The organism is Trebonia kvetii (genome assembly GCF_007827045.1).
GTDB lineage: Bacteria > Actinomycetota > Actinomycetes > Streptosporangiales > Streptosporangiaceae > Trebonia > Trebonia kvetii.
Window position 1 is genome coordinate 1,063,309 of record NZ_RPFW01000003.1, and the last position, 18,597, is coordinate 1,081,905.

At 70.8% G+C, this 18,597-nt stretch carries 11 protein-coding genes; 8 read left to right on the plus strand and 3 right to left on the minus strand.

Annotated elements, in window-relative coordinates; genetic code table 11:
- The first annotated feature begins 8 nt into the window (after positions 1–8).
- Positions 9–914 carry a carbohydrate ABC transporter permease gene (locus EAS64_RS19685; RefSeq protein WP_145854661.1) on the plus strand — a complete coding sequence of 302 codons (906 nt, stop codon included), beginning with the start codon at positions 9–11 and terminating at the stop codon, positions 912–914.
- Entirely contained in the window at positions 911–3,679 is a 2,769-nt protein-coding gene (locus EAS64_RS19690; protein WP_145854663.1) for an alpha-L-rhamnosidase, read from the plus strand. Before EAS64_RS19685 ends, EAS64_RS19690 begins: the two co-directional genes overlap by 4 nt.
- A 339-nt stretch (positions 3,680–4,018) precedes the next feature.
- Here EAS64_RS19690 and EAS64_RS19695 read toward each other — a convergent pair whose 3' ends face one another.
- Positions 4,019–6,010 (minus strand): primary-amine oxidase, encoded by a 1,992-nt coding sequence (locus EAS64_RS19695; protein ID WP_145854665.1) that lies wholly within the window; start codon positions 6,008–6,010, stop codon positions 4,019–4,021.
- A 168-nt stretch (positions 6,011–6,178) separates the two neighbouring features.
- Between EAS64_RS19695 and EAS64_RS19700 the strand changes: the two genes are divergently transcribed.
- On the plus strand, positions 6,179–6,904 hold the full coding sequence (locus EAS64_RS19700) for a dienelactone hydrolase family protein (RefSeq protein WP_145854667.1): 726 nt from the start codon (positions 6,179–6,181) through the stop codon (positions 6,902–6,904).
- Positions 6,905–6,946: 42 nt separating this feature from the next.
- Here the strand turns inward: EAS64_RS19700 and EAS64_RS19705 are convergent, their stop codons facing one another.
- On the minus strand, positions 6,947–10,234 hold the full coding sequence (locus tag EAS64_RS19705; protein WP_145854668.1) for an ATP-binding protein: 3,288 nt from the start codon (positions 10,232–10,234) through the stop codon (positions 6,947–6,949).
- Between the two features lie 173 nt (positions 10,235–10,407).
- Here EAS64_RS19705 and EAS64_RS19710 point away from each other — a divergent pair, with 173 nt between their 5' ends.
- From EAS64_RS19710 to EAS64_RS19725, 4 genes are all read left to right on the plus strand, one after another.
- A complete protein-coding gene (locus EAS64_RS19710; RefSeq protein WP_145854670.1) occupies positions 10,408–11,463 on the plus strand; it encodes a class I SAM-dependent methyltransferase in 1,056 nt (351 codons plus the stop codon).
- A 120-nt stretch (positions 11,464–11,583) separates the two neighbouring features.
- Entirely contained in the window at positions 11,584–12,807 is a 1,224-nt protein-coding gene (locus tag EAS64_RS19715) for a class I SAM-dependent methyltransferase (RefSeq protein WP_145854672.1), read from the plus strand.
- A complete protein-coding gene (locus tag EAS64_RS19720) occupies positions 12,708–15,761 on the plus strand; it encodes an ATP-binding protein (protein ID WP_187366028.1) in 3,054 nt (1,017 codons plus the stop codon). The genes EAS64_RS19715 and EAS64_RS19720 overlap by 100 nt, the downstream gene beginning before the upstream one ends.
- Positions 15,762–15,905: 144 nt before the next feature.
- Positions 15,906–16,736, plus strand: a complete 831-nt coding sequence (locus EAS64_RS19725; RefSeq protein ID WP_145854676.1) for an SAM-dependent methyltransferase — start codon at positions 15,906–15,908, stop codon at positions 16,734–16,736.
- Between the two features lie 29 nt (positions 16,737–16,765).
- Here EAS64_RS19725 and EAS64_RS19730 read toward each other — a convergent pair whose 3' ends face one another.
- Positions 16,766–18,178, minus strand: a complete 1,413-nt coding sequence (locus tag EAS64_RS19730) for a SpoIIE family protein phosphatase (protein WP_145854678.1) — start codon at positions 18,176–18,178, stop codon at positions 16,766–16,768.
- Positions 18,179–18,351: 173 nt separating this feature from the next.
- On the opposite strand from EAS64_RS19730, the gene EAS64_RS19735 reads away from it, so the two are divergent.
- Positions 18,352–18,546 (plus strand): hypothetical protein, encoded by a 195-nt coding sequence (locus EAS64_RS19735; RefSeq protein ID WP_145854680.1) that lies wholly within the window; start codon positions 18,352–18,354, stop codon positions 18,544–18,546.
- The last annotated feature ends 51 nt before the right edge of the window (positions 18,547–18,597 follow it).

The following is an 18,597-nucleotide window of genomic DNA, read 5'->3' on the forward strand; positions in this document are numbered from 1 at the left end:
AACGCCCCATGCGTTCGGTATCAATAGAAACCCCGGCCGACCGCCTGCCCGCACCCGCGGGACGGCGGCCGGCCGCGGCCTGGCGATGGCGGCGCCGGTACCGCTGGATCGCGGTGGCGGCCGGCGCGGTCATCGTCGCGATGACCTACTTCCCGATCGTGTTCGTGCTGTCCAACTCGCTGAAGAGCGGCCAGAACATCTTCAGCAGCGGCGTGTTCTCCCTGTTCACGCAGTTCGAGTTCCAGAACTACTCGACGGCGTGGACGGGAATCGCGCGGCCGCTTGGCAACACCCTGATCGTCGCCGCCCTGTCGATCGTCCTCGGTGTGTCTGCCGCCGCGTTCGGGGCCTATGCGTTCTCCCAGCTGCGCTTCCGCGGCAAGGACATGCTGTTCCTCGCCTACGTCGCGCTGCTGCTCGTCCCGTCCACGCTTACCCTCATCCCGCTGTTCCTGACGGTCCAGAAGCTGCACCTGTTCAACACCTGGTGGGCCCTGGTGCTGCCGTACGCGGCGAGCGCCCAGCCGCTACTGGTGCTGATCTTCCGCGGCTTCTTCGACCAGATCCCCGCCGACCTCCTCGAGAGCGCCCGGGTGGACGGCTGCACGGAGTGGCAGGTGCTGGCGCGCATCGTGGCGCCGCTGACCAGGCCGGTACTGCTGACCGGCGCGATCCTGGTCACCATCAACGTCTGGGGCGACTACCTGTGGCCCACCATCGTCATCCAGGATCCCAGCCGCACCACGATTTCGGCCGGCGTGCAGCAGTTCGTCGGCAGCTTCGGACTGAACCTGACCGGCGGTGGCGCGGTGTTCGCCGCGTTCGTCATGGCCACCCTCCCGATGTTCGTCCTCGTCGGCTTCACCATGCGCTATTTCGTCTCTGGTCTGACTGAAGGAGCAGTAAAACTGTGACCACGCCCTCAACGCTGAGCCTGACCGGGCTCCGCTGCGCGCACCTGGTCAACCCGCTCGGCATCGCCCCCGGCAGGGTGCGGTTCGGCTGGCAGTTGCAGGGCACGGGAGGTGATCGCGTTCAGGCGGCCTTCCACATTCAAGTCTTCCTGAACGGGTTGTCGCGACTGTCGCAGGACACGCTGTGCTGGGACACCGGGCAGGTCGCGTCCGCGGACTGTCTCGACATTCCCTACGGCGGCGCCGCCCTGGAACCGGGCAGGCGCTACTGGTGGCGGGTCAGGGCACGGGACGCGGCCGGCGCCCTGTCGGAGTGGAGCGACCCGGCATTCTTCGAGGTCGAGCTCGATCAGGCGAACGGCTGGCATGCCTGCTGGATCAGCCAGGGGCAGGCGCACGAGAAAGTCACCCCGCCAGCCGGGGACGGTCCCTTCGACCCGGTGAGCCGCGCGCTGCGCCCGGCACCCTACTTGCGCCGTGCCTTCGCAGTCGATGGGCAGGTGGCATCGGCCCGCCTGTACGTGACCGCACTCGGACTCTACGAGGTCCGGCTGAACGGGCAGCGGATCGGTGACGCGTTTCTCGCGCCCGGCTGGACCGACTACGACCAGCGCGTCCTCTACCAGACGTACGACGTGACAGGCCTGGTCCGAGCGGGAGAGAACGTCCTTGGCGCGATAATCGCGGATGGATGGTACGCGGGCTTCGTCGGCTTCGACCCGAAGCGCGCCGGCGCGCACTATGGCACAGTGCCCGAACTCCTGGCCCAGCTGGTCATCACGTTCGCGGACGGCACTCGCCAGCTGGTCGTCACCGACGGGCAGTGGGAGGAGCAAACCGCCGCGATCAGGTACGCGGACCTGCTCATGGGGGAGAAGCACGACCTGCGACTCGAGTCGCCCGGCTGGGATGCCGCGGGCTTCGACGCCTCCGGCTGGCGGGCCGTCCACACCAGAGACCGTGATTCCCGCCCGCTGGTCGCCGATCCGGGTCCGCCCGTCAGGGTCACCGAGGAAATCGTGCCGGTTGGCATCTCACGAGATCCCGCGGGGCGTCACGTGGTCGATTTCGGCCAGAACCTGCCTGGCTGGGTAAGGGTGCGCGCCGACCTGCCGGCCGGCACGGAAATCCGCGTCCGCCACGCCGAGGTGCTCAACCCCGACGGCAGCCTTTACACGGCGAACCTACGGACGGCCAGGCAGACCGACGAGTACATAGCCGCCGGCGGGCCCGGAATCTTCGAGCCGCGCTTCACCATGCACGGATTCCGTTACGCCGAGATCACCGGATATCCGGGTGACCTGGATCCCGGCGATCTCGTCGCCGTGGTGGCGCACTCCGACACTCCGGCGACCGGCACGCTCAGCACTTCGGCGGACTGGCTTGACCGCCTGTTCGCCGCGATCGACTGGGGGCAGCGCGGCAACTTCATCAGCGTCCCGACCGACTGCCCGCAGCGCGACGAGCGCCTCGGCTGGCTCGGCGACGCGCAGATCTTCGCGCGGACCGCCTGCTACAACCGGGATGTCGCGTCGTTCTTCGACAAATGGCTCGATGACGTCGCGGACGCCCAGCTGCCGTCGGGCGCCTACACCGATGTCGCACCGCGGCTCACCTTCGGCGGATCGGCGGCGCCGGCCTGGGGGGACGCCGGGGTCATCATTCCGTGGACGCTGTGGAAGATGTACGGGGCCACGGGGGTGCTGGACCGGCACTTCGGCGCCATGACCAGGTGGATGGACTTCCTTGAGCGCGCCAACCCGGACTACCTGCGCGCCAGCCAGCTCGGCAACAGCTATAACGACTGGCTTGCGCCAGGCGCGGACGACACGCCGCACGAACTGCTCGCCACCGCCTACTGGGCGCACGACGCGTACCTGATGGCCGAGATTGCCGAGGCGACAGGCAGGGCCGAAGACGCCGCCGGATACCGCGCCCTGCACGCCAAGATCCGCGCGGGGTTCGCCGGGGCGTTCACCGACACCGACGGGCGGGTTGTCTCTGGTACTCAGACTGCCTATGTCCTCGCCCTGCATATGGGCCTCATCCCCGACGACCTGCGCACTGCAACGGCCGGCCATCTCGTGGCGGCGATCGAGGCGGCGGACTGGCGCCTGACCACCGGGTTCGCCGGCGTCGGTTACCTGCTGCCTGTCCTTAGCAGCTTCGGGCATACCGACGTCGCGTACCGTCTGCTGGCCCAGCAGACCCAGCCCTCCTGGCGGTACATGATCGACAATGGCGCCACCACCATCTGGGAGCGCTGGGATGGCTGGACAGCGGAACACGGGTTTCAGTCTCCGCAGATGAACTCGTTCAACCACTATTCCCTCGGCTCCATCGGCGAGTGGCTCTATCGCTTCGTGCTTGGCATCGACCAGGCTCCGGGCACCGCGGGCTTTGCCCGCCCGCTGCTGCGCCCCCATCGCGGACAAGCGCTGACCTCGGTTAGCGGTTCCTACCAGTCAGTCCGCGGGACTATCAGCGCCAGCTGGGAAGTACATGGTGACCAGTTCAGTTACCGGGTGGAGCTTCCCGCGAACGTGACCGCCAGCGTGCACGTCCCGAGCGGCGATCCCGGCGCTGTTCGCGACGCCGCAGGCAACTGGCCTGAGTCGATCGCCAGATACCCGGGAGCCCGTGATGCCCGGGAGGCGGTGTTCGTCGTCGGACCCGGCAGGCACCGGTTCACCGGTCCCGCTCTCCCGGGTAGCGGTGCGGCGTCTTGTTCCGGTGCAGCGGATCGCGCGTCCCGCCAGGCCTGACCGGAGGGGTCCCACCGGTCTAGCCGGATGTCCGCGCTCAGCCCCTGCTCGGCTAGGACCTGCCGCGCCACGAGTTCCGCCTCTGTGGCGGCGTCTGCCCGCTCGGTGTACAGGAAGATGCGCTTCTTCTCAGCGGACATCACAATGTCGTCGCCGAAGCGGCCGCGCAGCACTTCGCGTGCCTGCCGGTCGCCGCTGAACCGCCGTCCTGTGCCGGGATGGCCGGTGAAGTCGATACTCAGCCGCCACTCTTCCGCCATAACAGGAGGGTACGTCGCCGGGTGACGCGAGTCACCCGGCGGAGCGGACCGGCCGTACCCCTGCGCAGCGACCCGTGGGTCAGTGACCGTGCTGCTCGTGGTGACCGCAATGGTCGCTGGCTGCCGTTGACGGCGGCAGGTCGAGTGCCGGGTTGCCGTCGAAGAACCCGGCCGGCTTGAGGTGGAAGCCGATGTAGGCGCACGGCATAACCGGCCAGTCCTCCGGCCGCGGTATGTGGTGCGTGCCGACCGTGTACCAGAGGACCACGTCGGTGTTCTCCAGGTCCGCGTCGTCCTCCAGGTACACCGGCAGGCCCTGCACATCCGGTGACTGTGCCATGTAGTCGCCGGCGGCGTACTTCTCCCTCGGGTCGTACCTGGTCACCCAGACCGGCTTCTGCACGAACCGCGCACGGTCGTAGATGTAGGACCCCTGCTGGACGAAGGGCTTGACCACGCCGCGCGGCTCAAGCTTGTAGGCGGTCTTCTCCCCGAGCTCGTTGGTCTTGTCCGAGGCGATCGTCCAGTACCGGTTGGTGTCCCAGTTCCAGGCGCGGGCGCCCTCGGACTCCGATTTGACCAGCGTGGCCCGGGTGTACCAGGCGTTGCGGTACGGGTTGCGCTCGTCGTCCTCGACTATTGAGTCGACCTCGTAGACGGAATTGTTCGGGCCGTCGACCGCCATGTCCATCCGCACATTGAAGAAGTGCTGGTGGTTCGGGCCGTAGATGCCCGGTGCGACCGCGACGCCGTACTTGGGCGGTACGGACGCGAACGCGCCGGTGGTGAGCACGCCGGTCAGCTTGACCTCGAACTCAATCGACCCGTCGGTGTACAGGTACCAGAAGAAGCCGTACTCGTAGTTGCCGACCGTGCAGATCATCGACATCACCAGCCGCCGCGACCGGCGCACCTCGACCTCCTGGGTGCGGAAGTCGGTGTGCTTCCAGGCGATCCCGTAGTCCTCCTCGTGCATGCAGACCGCGTTCGGGATGACCACGGCGTTGCCGAGGCTGTCGTTGACGATGCCGTCGAAGTAGAAGATCTCCCCCAGGCAGTCGCAGCCGAGGGTGAGCGGGTTCGCGGACACCCCCATGCCAAGCTCGCCCATGTCGAAGACGTTCTTGTTCCAGTGGGTCGGGGCGGTGTCACCGTAGGGCACCACCATCTCCGAGAGGGCGGCACGGTACATGACCGGGCGCTCGACGCCCTTGTCGTTATAGGAGATGGTGTGCAGCACCAGGCCCTCCCGCGGGTTGAACCCGACGCGGAAGGCCCACTTCTGCCAGGCCACCGCGTAGCCGTCGACAGTGAAGCTGGGACCGTCGGGCTGGGTGATGACGATGTTCTTGACGTCGTCACGAAGCCCGGTGAAGGCGGGCCGGTTATCAGGGCTGAACATGTCGTACTTGGCGGAGTAGTTGCCCGCCTGCGGCGGCAGCGGCACCACGCCGTGATCCTCGACGTCGATGACCCGCATGCCGTCGAGGTCGAAGGTGACGATCAGGCCCTCGACCGGGCGCGCGTACCCGTGCTCGCCCGGTGCCGATCGCACGAAGGTCAGCGGCCGGCACACCGTCGGGCTGTTGTCGTAGTGCTCCTGCGGCCCGACGTAGCCCGCGGGCCACGGGTCGATCATGCACAGTTCCAAGTCGGTGACGCCGCGCTTGCGCATCCCCTCGCGCCAGCGCGGATCCTTCCTGACGATCTCCCCGACCTCTGTCAGCGTGTCGGACAGGAAGGCGGGAAAGCGGCCGGGAACCGGGGTCCACGACTCCACCTCGGCCGTGTCGAGGTTGACGACCGCCTCGCAGATGAGCTTGCGCGCCGGGTCGTAGCTGACAGCGAACGCCTTGCGCGCCGGGACCGCCAGCGGGTCGAAGGCCAGCGTGGCGGGCTTGGGCGGCTCCTCAAGCGAGATCACCACGAAGCGCAGCGTCTCGGTGGCGTGCCCGCTCGCCTTGATGATCGCGGCGGCCCGCTCGACCTCGCTGCCGCTGAGCGGGTCGAGCGGGTGGGCGGCGGCGGCGTGACCGCCCAACTGTTCGCCCATCGCGATGTCCACTGCCATGATGCTGCTCCCTGTCGTCGCGGGAAGTCCCATGCAGAGTCAATTCATCAACGGGCAGAAAAATAAACAGATCATCCCGAACGGATCCTTGTTTCACGTCTCCCCGCCCGCAGCCAGCTGACGCCAGGGTGGCGATTAGGCCGCGGCGTTTTCTGCTATGAAATAGACATGCCTGATACGACCATCCCCGCCGCGGGCGGCACCCCGCTGAAGGCCTACCTCGCCGTCCCGGCCGAGGCCGGTCCCCACCCTGGCGTCGTCGTGATCCAGGACGCGATCGGCCTGACCAAAGCCATCCGTGAGCACGCCGACCGGCTGGCATCGTACGGGTACCTGGCGGTGGCGCCGGATCTTTACACGCGCGGAGGGATGCTGAGGTGCGTGCAGGCCACCATGCGCTCCCTTGGCAGCGGGCAGGGACAGGCCTACGACGACATCGAAAGGTCTCGCCGCTGGCTGGTCGGCCGTGACGACTGCTCGGGCCGGGTCGGGGTCATCGGGTTCTGCATGGGCGGCGGGTTCGCCCTCATGACCGCCAGCCGGGGCTTCGACGCCGCGGCTCCCAACTACGGCCCGCTGCCGAAGAACCTCGATGCCGCGCTGAGCGGCGCCTGCCCCGTGGTCGGCAGCTACGGCGGCCGGGACCGCACGCTCAAGGGCGCAACCGCCAAGTTGGACGCAGCCCTGACGGAAAAGGGCATCCCCCACGACGTCAAGGAGTATCCCCAGGCCGGCCACAGCTTCCTCGAGCGGTACCGGGTCGGGCCCCTCGCACCGGTCTTGCGAGTGGGCGGGATGGGCTACGAAGCGGCCAGCGCCGACGACGCCTGGCGCCGGATCCGCGCCTTCTTCGACGAGCACCTGGCCGCCGGCGAGCCCCCTGAGGCCGGCTGACGAACCCGCGCACCTCCCGGGTCCAGCCCGCGGGCGGGTGCGTTACGGCAGGTAGTACGAGCAGCGCGTGCCAGTGCGGACGGTCTGGTCGAGGTGGGCGGCGGCGTCCGGTGCGCGGTCGCGGATGCGGGCGATCGCGGAGCGGATGGCCCGGGTGACGTTGATCCGGGCGCGTTCTGATTCCGAGCCGAGGCGGCGGGATCGGCCGCCGAGACCGGTCGCGGCGGTGAGCTCGCGGACCAGGAATTCCCGTTCAGCGCGGAGTCGGCTGGCCCGTTCTATGTCGTTCCAGTGTTCGGCTTGCGCCAGCTCCTCGCCGAGTTCGTTGAGGCGCTGCCGGTACGCGTTCCTCGCTTGCTGATCCAGGACATCGTCGGCGTCCGCGCCGGACACCTCATGCAGGTCGTCGGCGCGCACCCCGGTGCCAGCCGCACCGGTGGCGCCGGCGAGCTGGACCAGCTCCAGAGCGGCAAGTTCACGGCCGGGGTCACGGACGAGCAGGTCCAGGTACCGCAGGCCCAGGCTGTCGGGCAGTCGGGTGCGCGCGCCCGCGTAGCCGATGATCCAGAAGTCGTCTTCCCTGTTCAGGGTCAGGGCGGCCGGCGCGGGCTGGTCGGGCTGATCAAGGACGGGGAGCAGCTTGGTCATGCCGCAGCTGGTGGCGACGGCCCTGGCCTCGGCCAGCGCGGCCGATGCGGCGGCCAGCTCTTCTGGTCCGCCACGGCGCCGCAGCAGCAGCGCGTGTTCGTGCAAGGTGTGCGCGAGCATGGGCTGGGCCCCGAGCCGCCGGTGGCAGCTGACGGCCGTCCGGTAGTGCCGGTGTGCCGCCGTGGTGTCTCCGCTGAGGGCGGCCAGTCCCGCCAGGTAGTAGTCGGTGGAGCCGGAGCACATGACTGCCCCAGCGGCGACGGCGGCGCGCCCGGCATAGGGAGCAAGGGCCTGGTAGACGCGCGGCGCGTACCGCACCGCGCCGAGAATCGTGCAGTCGCGCGCGAGCAGGGTCAGGGCCCACAGGTAGACCATGTCGGGCCGCAGGGTGTCCATGCCGGTGCTGATGAGCTCGTCGAGAAGTCCGCGCGCTTGCTCGACAGAGCCGCGGGCGGCGTCGATCTGGACCAGCGCCGCGGCGTGCGCCACCGACAGGTGCGAACGTGCCACCAGCTCACGGAGCAACTGCTCCATCCGCTGCTCATCGTCGGCTGGCAGGCCCGTGTGCAGCCAGATCGCGAACATCTGACCCCAGTAGACGGCACCGGCATCGGGCAGGGCAGCGGCCTGCCCGGCCTGGTAAGCCCGCCTGGCAAAGTCGGCCGCGGCGCCGAAGTCGCCGGTAAGCGCGGCCACGGTCGAGCGCCGGGACAGCGCGGCCAGCCTGGCGGCGGGCTGGTTCAGTGCGTCCGCCAGCTGGTCGAGTTCGGGCAGGACCCGCTGCGCGGACGGTCCGTCCCCGAGTTCGAGCAGATGGGTCAGCCGCAGGACGTGTCCGTCGAGTTGGGTCTCTGGGTCAATTGCCCGCTGAGCCGCCGCGACGATCTCGCTGGCGTCGGCAAGAGCATCCCGCGGGTCCTGGGTACCCCACAGGACGTGATGCTGCGCGGCGAGCGCGGTGGCGAGCGCGGTGGCGGCTGCCCGCCCGTCCGGCTCCCGGGACATCGCTTCGCGCGCGCTGATCACGGCCTCCTGCGCGGCGGCTCTGGCGGCAGCCGGCTCCGGGGTGAGCGTGATCGCCAGGCGGGCCAGCGTGCGAGCCCGCAGCGCGGCATCCGCCGGGTCGAGTGCGTCGGCGGCCGATCTGAGCAGTGCGGTGGCGGCGCCGGTGGGGGCGTTGAAGTCGACGTGCTGAGCGCGCAGCAGCGCCGCGGCGGCCAGCATCCGCGGCTCGTTGGCATGCCGGGCAAGCCGCACGGCTTCGTCGAGGACGTGGGCCGCGGCGGGATCCGGGCCCGGCTTGGTGAGTGCCTCGGCCAGGCTGAGCAGCAGTGCGCACCGGCCGGCCGGCGTGGCCTGCGCCGCCCGCCCCTGGACGTCAAGGGCGTGCCGGAAATGACGGGCAGCCTCTTCGTAGGCCAGCGCCTTCAGCGCGTCCTGCCCGGCCCGATCGGAGTAGGTGACGGCCTTGGCGGCGGCCTCGGCGCTGACCGGTGCGGCCTGCAGGAAGTGATAGGCGAGCTCGGAATGACTCTGTCCTGCCCTGTCCTCAAGCGCCGCGGCGATCCTGTAGTGAGCGTGCGCCCGGGACTGGGGCGGCAGCTCGGCATAGAGAGTCTCCCGAACGAGTGCGTGCTTGAACCGGTACAGCTCACTGGCATCCCGGCCGGGGCTGAGCAGTCCGATTTCGGTGGCGTCATCGCACAGCCGGGCCACGAGTTCCGCGGGAACGCCGAGCACCGACGCGACAAGGGCGGGGTCGATGCCCGGGCCGAGCGCCGCCGCCATGGCCAGGGTTTCCCGTGCGGTCACGCGGGCGTCGCCGGCGCTGGTCTCGGCGAGCGCGGCGACCTGGCGCCGGACCGCTTGCCTGATGCCGGCCGGGACCGGCACCTCCTCGACGGTGGCCGCCCCGTGTCCGAGCAGGCGCGCCACTTGCGCGACGAACAGGGGATTACCGTCGCCGCGGCGCTCGACAAGAGCGAGCACGTCGGCCTTCGCGCCGGGCAGCAGGAGCCGTATCTCATCGGAGGACAGGGCGCCGAGCGGCAGTAGCGCACCGGCTGATTCCAGCGCGCCGATCACGTCGCTGACGTCCGGGTCGTTCCTGGCCTCCGCGCTGCGGTAGGTGGCGGCGAACAGGACGCGGGAAAGGCGCGCGGCCGCCGCGAACCGGAGCAGCAGGACCGACGGGCGTCCCGCGGCATGCAGGTCGTCGAGGATCACGACGACCGGCGCGCCTCGCGAAGCCCGGTGGAGCACCGTGCAGACGGCCTCGAAGAGCGTGAACCGCGCCCAGGATCCCGATCCGGCCCGCTCATCCGGGGCACCGAGTTCGGGGAGAAGCTGCCCGAGCACGGCGGCCTGCTGTCCGGCTGCTTCGGCGAGCGCCTCCGGCCCGGCCTGCCGGCCGTAGCCCCGCAGGATCTGCACCCAGGGCCAGTAGGGCGGTGCGCCGCCCTCTTCCCATCCGGCGCCCCACAGCACAAGCGCACCGTCGTCGCCCGCTTCCCTGGCGAAAACGCGGGCGAGCTCGGTCTTGCCGATACCCGGCTCTCCGGCGAGCAGCACAAGCCGGGCATCGCCTGCCGCCGCTTCACGGTAGGCCGCGCGCAGCACGGCGAGCTCGTGGGACCGCCCCACGAACCTGTCCGACGCCTGCGGCTGAACCGGCTGCGGCATGCGCGCTCACCTTCCAGAACCGGGCACACCAGCTGCTTCAACCTTAACCATTCCTGAAGGACGCGGATCCGTTCACGGCCGGGTGAACGATTCGTTCACTCGGGCCGCACGCCTCTTGAGGTAACCGGACCCGCCGCCCTGCGGCGGTATCGCAAAACCACAAGGAGGAATCGATGGACGAGAACCGCGCCGCGGAGTTCACTGGCCGGGTGCTGGCGGACACCGCCGCCGCCGCGACGGTCGTGCTGGCCGCCCTCGGCGACCGGGCAGGGCTGTTCAAGAACCTGGCCGATCACGGCCCGGGGACCAGCGGGGAACTGGCCAGCAGGACCGGGCTGTCCGAGCGGTACGTGCGGGAATGGCTGGCAGGCATGTTCGCTGCCGGGTACCTGACCTACGACGACGCCCAGGGCAGCTACGCCCTGCCCGCCGAGCACGTGCCGGCCCTGGCCGCCGAGCCGGGGCCGGCGTTCTTCGGCGGCGTCCACCAGGAGCTGATCGGCGCGATCCAGCGCTACGACGACGTGGCCCAGGCGTTCCGCTGCGGCGGCGGGGTCAGGCCGGCCGATCTGCACCCCGACGTCTGGGCCGGGACAAGCCGGTTCACCGCGCAGTGGCACCAGAACATGCTCGTACAGCAGTGGCTGCCGCTGGTGCCGGACACCGAGGCCAGGCTGCGGGCCGGCGCCCATGTCGCCGACGTGGGCTGCGGCACCGGGCAGGCACTGATCGCCCTGGCCCGCGTCTTCCCCGCCATCACCGCCACCGGGTTCGACGTCCACCCGCCGTCCGTGGAGCAGGCGCAGCGCGCCGCCGCCGAGGCAGGGGTGGCCGACCGGATCAGCTTCCAGGTGCTCGACGCGGGGGCCGGCCTGCCCGAATCCTTCGACGTGATTACCACGTTCGACGTCGTGCACGACGCGGTCGACCCGCTGGGACTGCTCCGTTCGATCCGTGACGCTCTGCGGCCCGGCGGGTCGTACCTGTGCCTGGAGATCAACTGCTCGGACCAGGCCGCGGACAACACCGGTCCCATCGCCGCGCTGCTGTACGGCTTCTCGATCCTGTACTGCATGACCACGTCACTCGCCGAAGGCGGAGAAGGCCTTGGCACCCTCGGCCTCCCCGAACCGGTCCTGCGTCAGCTGGCCGGCAAGGCCGGCTTCACGCAGGTGCGGCACGTCGAGATGGACAATCCGTTCAACCGCCTCTATGAGCTCTCGCGGTAAGACCCGCGCCAAGCACTGGTTGCTGCGTCCTTCCTGCCTGCCTGTCCGGCGCCAGATCCCGTGTGGCGGCCGCTACATCAGATCTGGCGCCTTACGGGTAAGCGACGAAAGGAGCAATCGATGAACACAGAAACAGCACCCGCCACTGGGCCGACAGCCGACCCGGCCGCGGTGGGGCAGGTGATGGGCCAGCTCATGGCCGACCTGGCGGCGACCTCCGGGATGCTGCTGACCGTGATCGGGGTACGGACCGGATTGTGGGACTCGCTGGCCGCGGAGCCGGCCACCCCCAGCGAGCTGGCCGCCCGGGCTTCGGCGGCGGAACCCTACGTCCGCGAGTGGCTGCGCTCCCAGGCAGCGGCCGGCTACGTGCGGTACGAGCCCGCCACCGGCCGCTACAGCCTGCCGGCCGCGGTGGCGGCGCTCATGACCGGTGAGCCGCTGCGCGGCCTGGTCGAGGGGGCAGGACTGCAGGCGGCGGCGCAGTGGGCCGAGGTTGCCCGCTATGAGGAGGCGTTCCGTACCGGGCGCGGGATCGGCTGGGACGAGCACGGCCCGGCCCACTCCCACGGCATGGACCTGATCAGCCGGGCGGTCGTGGTGCCCGCGCTGGCCGGCTGGCTGGCCGCCCTCGACGGGGTGGCGCCCACGCTGGAGGCGGGCGGGACGGTGGCAGACGTCGGCTGCGGCTACGGCTCGCCGACGATCGCCATGGCCCGGGCGTTCCCGCGCTCGCGCTTCCTGGGCATCGACGCCGACGACGCCTCGGTCGCCCGGGCGCGCAAGGCGGCCGCCGCGGCTGGGCTAGGCACCCGGGTCACGTTCGAGGTGGCCGACGCGGCCGGGCTGCCCAGCGAGGGAGGCGAGGGGTTTGACCTGGTCACCTTCGTCGACTGCCTGCACGACCTCGGCGACCCGGTCGCCGCGCTGCGCGGCGCACGGAAAGCGCTGGCTCCCGGCGGCAGCGTGCTGCTTGTCGAGCACGCGGGATCGCAGCACACCGAGGAGAACCTGAACCCGGCGGGAAGGTTCTTCTACGCCGCGTCGGCGCTGGTGTGCACGCCAAACGCCCTCGCCCACGGCGGCGCCGGGCTCGGTACCATCCCCGGCGAGCAGGCGTTGCGCGCAGTGGCCGCCGAATCCGGGTTCTCCCAGGTCAGCCGGGTAGGTGTCGATGCACCGCTGAACATCTTGCTGCAGCTACGGCCCTTACCGTCCGGTGCCCGCCGGTGGACAATGGGCAGGTGGATACGACCGGGGGGCTCATCGGCCGGGACGAGGTGCTTGCGGTGCTGCGCGCCTCGTTCGACCAGGCGGCCGCCGGGCGGGGCCAGCTGCTGCTGATCGGCGGGGAGGCCGGGATCGGCAAGACGGCCGTGGCCGGGGCGGCCGCCGACTTGGCGGCCGCCCAGGGCGCCCTGGTGCTGTGGGGGCGCTGCTCGGAGACCGAGGGCGTGCCGGCGTTCTGGCCATGGGCTCAGGTTGTCCGGGCTGCCGCGGAGGCGGGAACCCGGCCGCCTGCTGCGGTTGCGGCGCTGGGCTGGGCCGGCACTGCCGAGCCCGCCGACGCCTCGGGCGCCGCGGTCAGCACTGCCCGGTTCCGGCTCTTCGACGCCACGGCGGGGTTCCTTGCCGCGCTGGGTGACTCCCGGCCGGTGGTTGTCGTTGTCGAGGACCTGCACTTGGCCGACCCGGATTCGCTTGCTCTCGCCGAGTTCGCCGCCCGCCAGCTGCCTGGCGGGCGGGTGCTGCTCATCGGCACCTATCGAGGTGAGGAGGCCACCGGCCAGCTGCGTCACCTGGCCGGATCGGCGAGCCTGATATCCCTTGCCGGGCTCCGCCCGGCCGAGGTTTCCCGGCTGATGACCAGGCACCTGGGCCGGGAGCCGGATGACGACGAAGCCCGGCGGATGTGGGACCGCACCGCGGGCAACCCGCTTTTCGTCACGGAACTGTCTCGCCTGGCGGGCGTCCGTGGCGTGACGGACGCGAGCGGGCTAGCCGTGCCGGGTGCGGATTCGGTCCGTGACGTCATCGAGCGGCGCCTGGCCCGGCTCCCGCAGGACTGCGTGCACACGTTGGCCGCGGCCTCGCTCGACACTCAGGCACTGCGGCCCGGCCTCTTGCAGCAGGCCCTGGCCGTCGACGTGGAGACTCATCTGGAGCTGGCCGCTGCCGCAGGGGTGCTGGTCCGCACCGGGAACGGACTCCGGTTCGCGCACGACCTGTTCCGGGAGGTGCTGGCAGCCGGGCTCACTGGTGACGCCCAAGCCACCCTGCATCTGTCCCTGGCCCGCGCCCTTGAGGAACAAGCCGCCGCGGGCGGGCTGGCCTACCCTGCCGAGCTTGCCGCCCACTACTGCGCCGTCAGCCTCACCAGACCCGACCCTGCGGTGCGGTCCGCGGCCGTCCGCCACAGCCGGGCGGCCGCGGCGGCTGCCGCCGCCCGCCTGGCGTTCGCCGACGCCGTCGGCCACCTCGAGCGCGTCCTTCCCCTGCTCGACACCGACGTCGCGACCCGGCTCGACGTCCTGCTCGAACTGGGCGAGGCGCGGCGGAAGGCGGGACGGCTGGCGCTGGCCAGGGTCACCTACCTCGACGGCGCCGCCCTAGCGCGCGCCAGCGCCGATCACCCGAGGCTGGCCAGGGCCGCCCTCGGGCTGCACGCCGTGGGGGCGAAGACCGGGCCGTCGACCGAGCGGGAACAGACCATCGGGCTGCTCCAGCAGGCTGCCGGAACCACCGGCCTGACGCCGCAGCTGGCGGCACTTGTCAACGCGGCCCTCGCCAGGGACCTGTTCCACTCGCTCGACGCTGCGAGAACCACCAGGGCGCGGCAGCTGGCTCAGCACGCCGTCACCCTGGCCCGCGGGTCCCGCGACCGGTGGACGCTCGCCCATTGCCTGATCGCCGCCCACGATGTCTGCTGGCGGCCCGGGTCGGCACGCGAGCGCCTGACCATTCTCGATGAGCTGCTCGCCCTCGCCCGCCAGCTGCACAGCGCCGACCTGATCGCCCAGGCCCGGCTGCTGCGCGCCACCGCCCTGCTCGAGCTCGGCGACCCCCTCGCCCACGCCGAGCTGGACCTTTTCTGCCGGGAATCCGAGCAGCTGGGTGACGCCGCTGCGCGATGGGACGCGCAGTCCCGGCGCGCCGCCGCCGCACTCCTTGCGGGCCAGCTCGAAGAAGCCGGCGCACTGATCGGCGCGGCCGGGCGGGCAGCGCAGGACATGGGAAGCGCGGATGCCGTCCTGATCCACGACATCCAGCGCTGGGAGCTGGCCCGCTTCCAAGCCGATCGCGGCAGCTACCGGCGCCTCCGCCCCGATGCCGAACCCCCGGTGGAGACCTGGCCGCCCTGGCGGGCGCTGCTAGCCGCCGACGGCGGTGAGCCGGAGCGCGCCGCCGCCGTCATGGCGGGCTTCCCCGTGGAGCAGTCCGACGGCCCGGGAGCCACCGTCGGCTATGACCTGTGGTTCCCGTCCATCGCCGCCGAGGCGGCGGCGCGGTGCGGCAGCAGCGCGCTGCGCCGCCAGCTCTACGAGCGCCTACTGCCGCTGGCCGGTACCCACGTCGTGTGCGGAGCGACGGTCGCCTACTCCGGAGCCGTGGACCACTACCTCGGGCTCCTGGCTGCCTCCCTTGGCGAGCACAGTGCCGCGGCGGACCACCTCGCAGCCGCGGTCGCCCAGCACCACCAGCTCGGCGCCAGCGCCTGGGCGCAGCTGAGCGCGCTGGAACGGACACGTGTCGGCCGGGCCGCCCCTGCCGCGGCACCCAACCGATTCCGGCGCGAAGGCGCGGTCTGGCACATCACCTACCGTGGCAAGACCATCCGCATGCCCGACGCCAAAGGCCTCCACGACATCGCCGCGCTCCTCGCGCAGCCACGGGAACCAGTCCCCGCCACGCAGCTCGCCGGGCTGGTCGCCCCGGCCGGCGCCGCCCCCGTCCTCGACGACCAGGCCCGCGCCGCCTACAAGGCCAGGCTGACCGAGCTCGACCAGGAGATCGACGACGCCACCGCCGACAGCGACCTCGAACGGGCCTCCCGGGCCGCCGCCGAACGCGACGCGCTCATCGGGGAGCTGAGCCGCGCTTTCGGCCTGGGCGGCCGCCGCCGCCGGCTCGGCGACGACAGCGAGCGCGCCCGCAAGGCGGTTACCGCCCGCATCCAGCACGCGATCGACCACCTCCAGCGCTACCACCCAGACCTGGCCGCCCATCTCCGGGCAGCCATCCGCACCGGAACAGCCTGCAGTTATCAGCCCGCCGAACCCGTCGGCTGGAACCAGTAACTTCCCGGCAGCCGGCCTCGTGCTACTGGTTGGGGCGACCTGGGCCAAGATGTGTCACCGGGCGATCGCGGACAGCTATCGTGGCGAAGGGAAAAATTCCATGCGCGGCGGGGGCGGGGAAGCCGTGGTGGGAGGGGGAGTGAGATGTCAGGCGGCTCCTGGGACGACATGGCACGCTGGGAACGGGCCGGGATGGTCGATGCCGCCTCGCCAAGCGTCGTGCGGGCCGCCGATTACCTCGATGGCGGCGGTGACAATTTCGATGCCGACCGGAAGGCGGTGCGGGCGATGATCTCGGTCGCACCCGTCATCGCCATGGTCGTACCCGCGCTGCGCGCCTTCCATCGCCGCGTGGTTCGGTACCTGGTTGCTGAGGCTGGCATCACGCAGTTCCTCGACATTGGCGCGGGCTTGCCCGCATCTGGCCTGACGCATAAGGCGGCGCAGTCGCTCGACCCGGCATGCCGCATCGTCTACGTAACCGGCGACCCGATGGTGCTCGCCCACGCCCGGGCGCTGGCGAAGTCCACGCCAGGCGGGATCGTCGACTACGTGGACGCGCACTTCGGGGACCTTGACGCTATCTACGCAGGTGCCGGGGCCGTGTTCGACTTGCGCAGGCCCGTCGCGCTCATGTTCCTGTCCACGTCCGTGTTTGGTCGCATCGCCGACACCAAGGAGGCCACCGCCGCGCTGTCCGGGCTGCTGGCTGGCCTGCCGTCCGGCAGCTACGTCGCCCTCTACCACCAGGCCAGCGACATGGACCCCAGCGTCCGCGTGGCCAACCGCCGGTGGAACCGGCAGGCGTCGCAGAAGATCACCCTGCGCTCCCGGGAGGAGGTCGCCAGCCTCGTGGCGGGCCTTGAGCTGGTCCCGCCGGGCCTGGTGCACGCCTGCGACTGGCGTCCTGCGCCGGACGACCCGGTTTTCGACGCCGTGATCCCTCTCTACGGCGTCGTCGCGCGTAAGCCGTAGCGGGAGTTCTGCAAGGCGGTAGCCGGCCGCTACTCGCGCCGGTCGGGGGTCAGCGGGTAGCGGCCCTCGGTGTAGCCGAGTGGCGGAGGCAGACGCGGTGTCTGCGGGGGAGGTAATTCCCGGCCGGGAAGGCGCAGGGCAAGCAGAGCCGTGTCGTCACTGGCCCAGCCGCCATGCCAGTAGGCGAGGGCATCGGCGATATGACTAGTGGTGGCGGCGGCCTCTAGGTTGCGCGTGCTCGCGAGGGCTTTGACGAGGGCATCCTCATCGAACATCGCCTGCCGCGGTTCGGCGCTGCCCGGGGCGGGGCGCGCTTCGATGGCGCCGTCCGTGTAGAGAAGCAGCAGGTCGCCTGGTGCCAGGCGGAACCGGACATCGGTCAGCTGCACCTGCTCGGTGTAACCGAGCAGCGAGCCGGCAACCCCCACCTGCTGTACCCGGCCGTCAGCCCGGCGGATCAGCGCAGGCGGGTGTCCGGCCAGGCACAGACGCCCGGTCAGCCCGCCCGGGGTGAGGCGGAACGTCGCCTGGACCGCGGTGAGGAACAACGGGGCGCCCTGCGCGAGCATCGAGGCGTTCAGCCGCTGCAGGACCTCCGCCGGAGACAGGTGGTCGCCCGCATCGGCACGCAGGGTATAGCGGGCCAGCGCCGTCACCTTTGCTGCTTCCGTCCCCTTGCCGCACACGTCGCCCATCACCGCGGTCCACCACGGCCCGCGGGCCTGGAACAAGTCGTAGAAGTCCCCGGTCACCGACTCGCCGCCGTCGGTGGCGGGAACGTACCGCGCGGCGGCGTCCAGCCCTGGCGCCGGCCGGAGCACCGGCGGCAGCAGGCTGTCTTGCAAGCTGCGAGCAAGGTCACGCGCCCTGGCCAGCGCGGCCTGGCTGGTCTGCAGCGCGCTGCGGGCGGTCTGCAGCGTGACCCGCAGGTTGACCTCGTTGGACACCGCCCGCGCCAGCGTCGCGAGTGTTTCCAGCTCAGCGGGCTTCCAGACCCGCGGGCGCGCATCGATGACACACATAGTCCCGATCGGCTGCCCGTCGGCCGACACGATCGGATAGCCCGCCCAGGCACCTACTCTCCAAGGCCCGATCGCCGGGTGACCTGTCGTACGCGGGTCGCGCTCGGCGTCCTCGACGATGAACGGCCCGTTCATTCCGACGGGGACGTAACAGAAGTCGTCGCCCACTGGATTCTGCCAGGCCTCCGGGCCCCCGTACGGCAGGTGCGGCACCGACTTCCAGTAGGTGCGACACTCCCCGACGAACGTGATCGCGGCGATGCCGCAGCCGGTCACCGACGCCGCCAGCCGGGCCAGGTCGTCGAACACAGGCTCCGGGGCACTGCCCGCCAGGCCGGTGGCCTCCAGCGCCGCTAGGCGGTCCGGGGCCGACAGCACCGCCGGCAGGCCGTCCGCCCGCGCCCCCTCCGGGTACTCCACTGATGACCCCGCAATCCCCACGACCGCACGCAGCCTACCCAATACGCCAGGCTAGGTCGTCAGGCCGAGCGGCCCAGGTTGACTGTTATTACCGACCCGGCAAGGATGGCAGGTAACAACGAACAGCCAGCATCCCTCCGGCCCGGACCCCGCCTGAGGCAGGAGGAGATGGCATGCCCTGTGACGAGCGCCTGCCCGCCCGGCGGCACGACGAGCAAGTCGTGATCACGCTGCCCGACCCGCGGCTCGTAATCAGCCATCCCGGCGCCCGACGGGTATCCGAACTTAGCGTCGCCGGCACCATCATCAGCACCTCCCCGGACCCGCGGCACTGCCCGGTTAGCAGCACCGCCCCTGATCACCGTTAGAAAGTAGTCAGCCGCTGGAGCGATTGTGCTCTTGGCGGCGGGCATGATGTC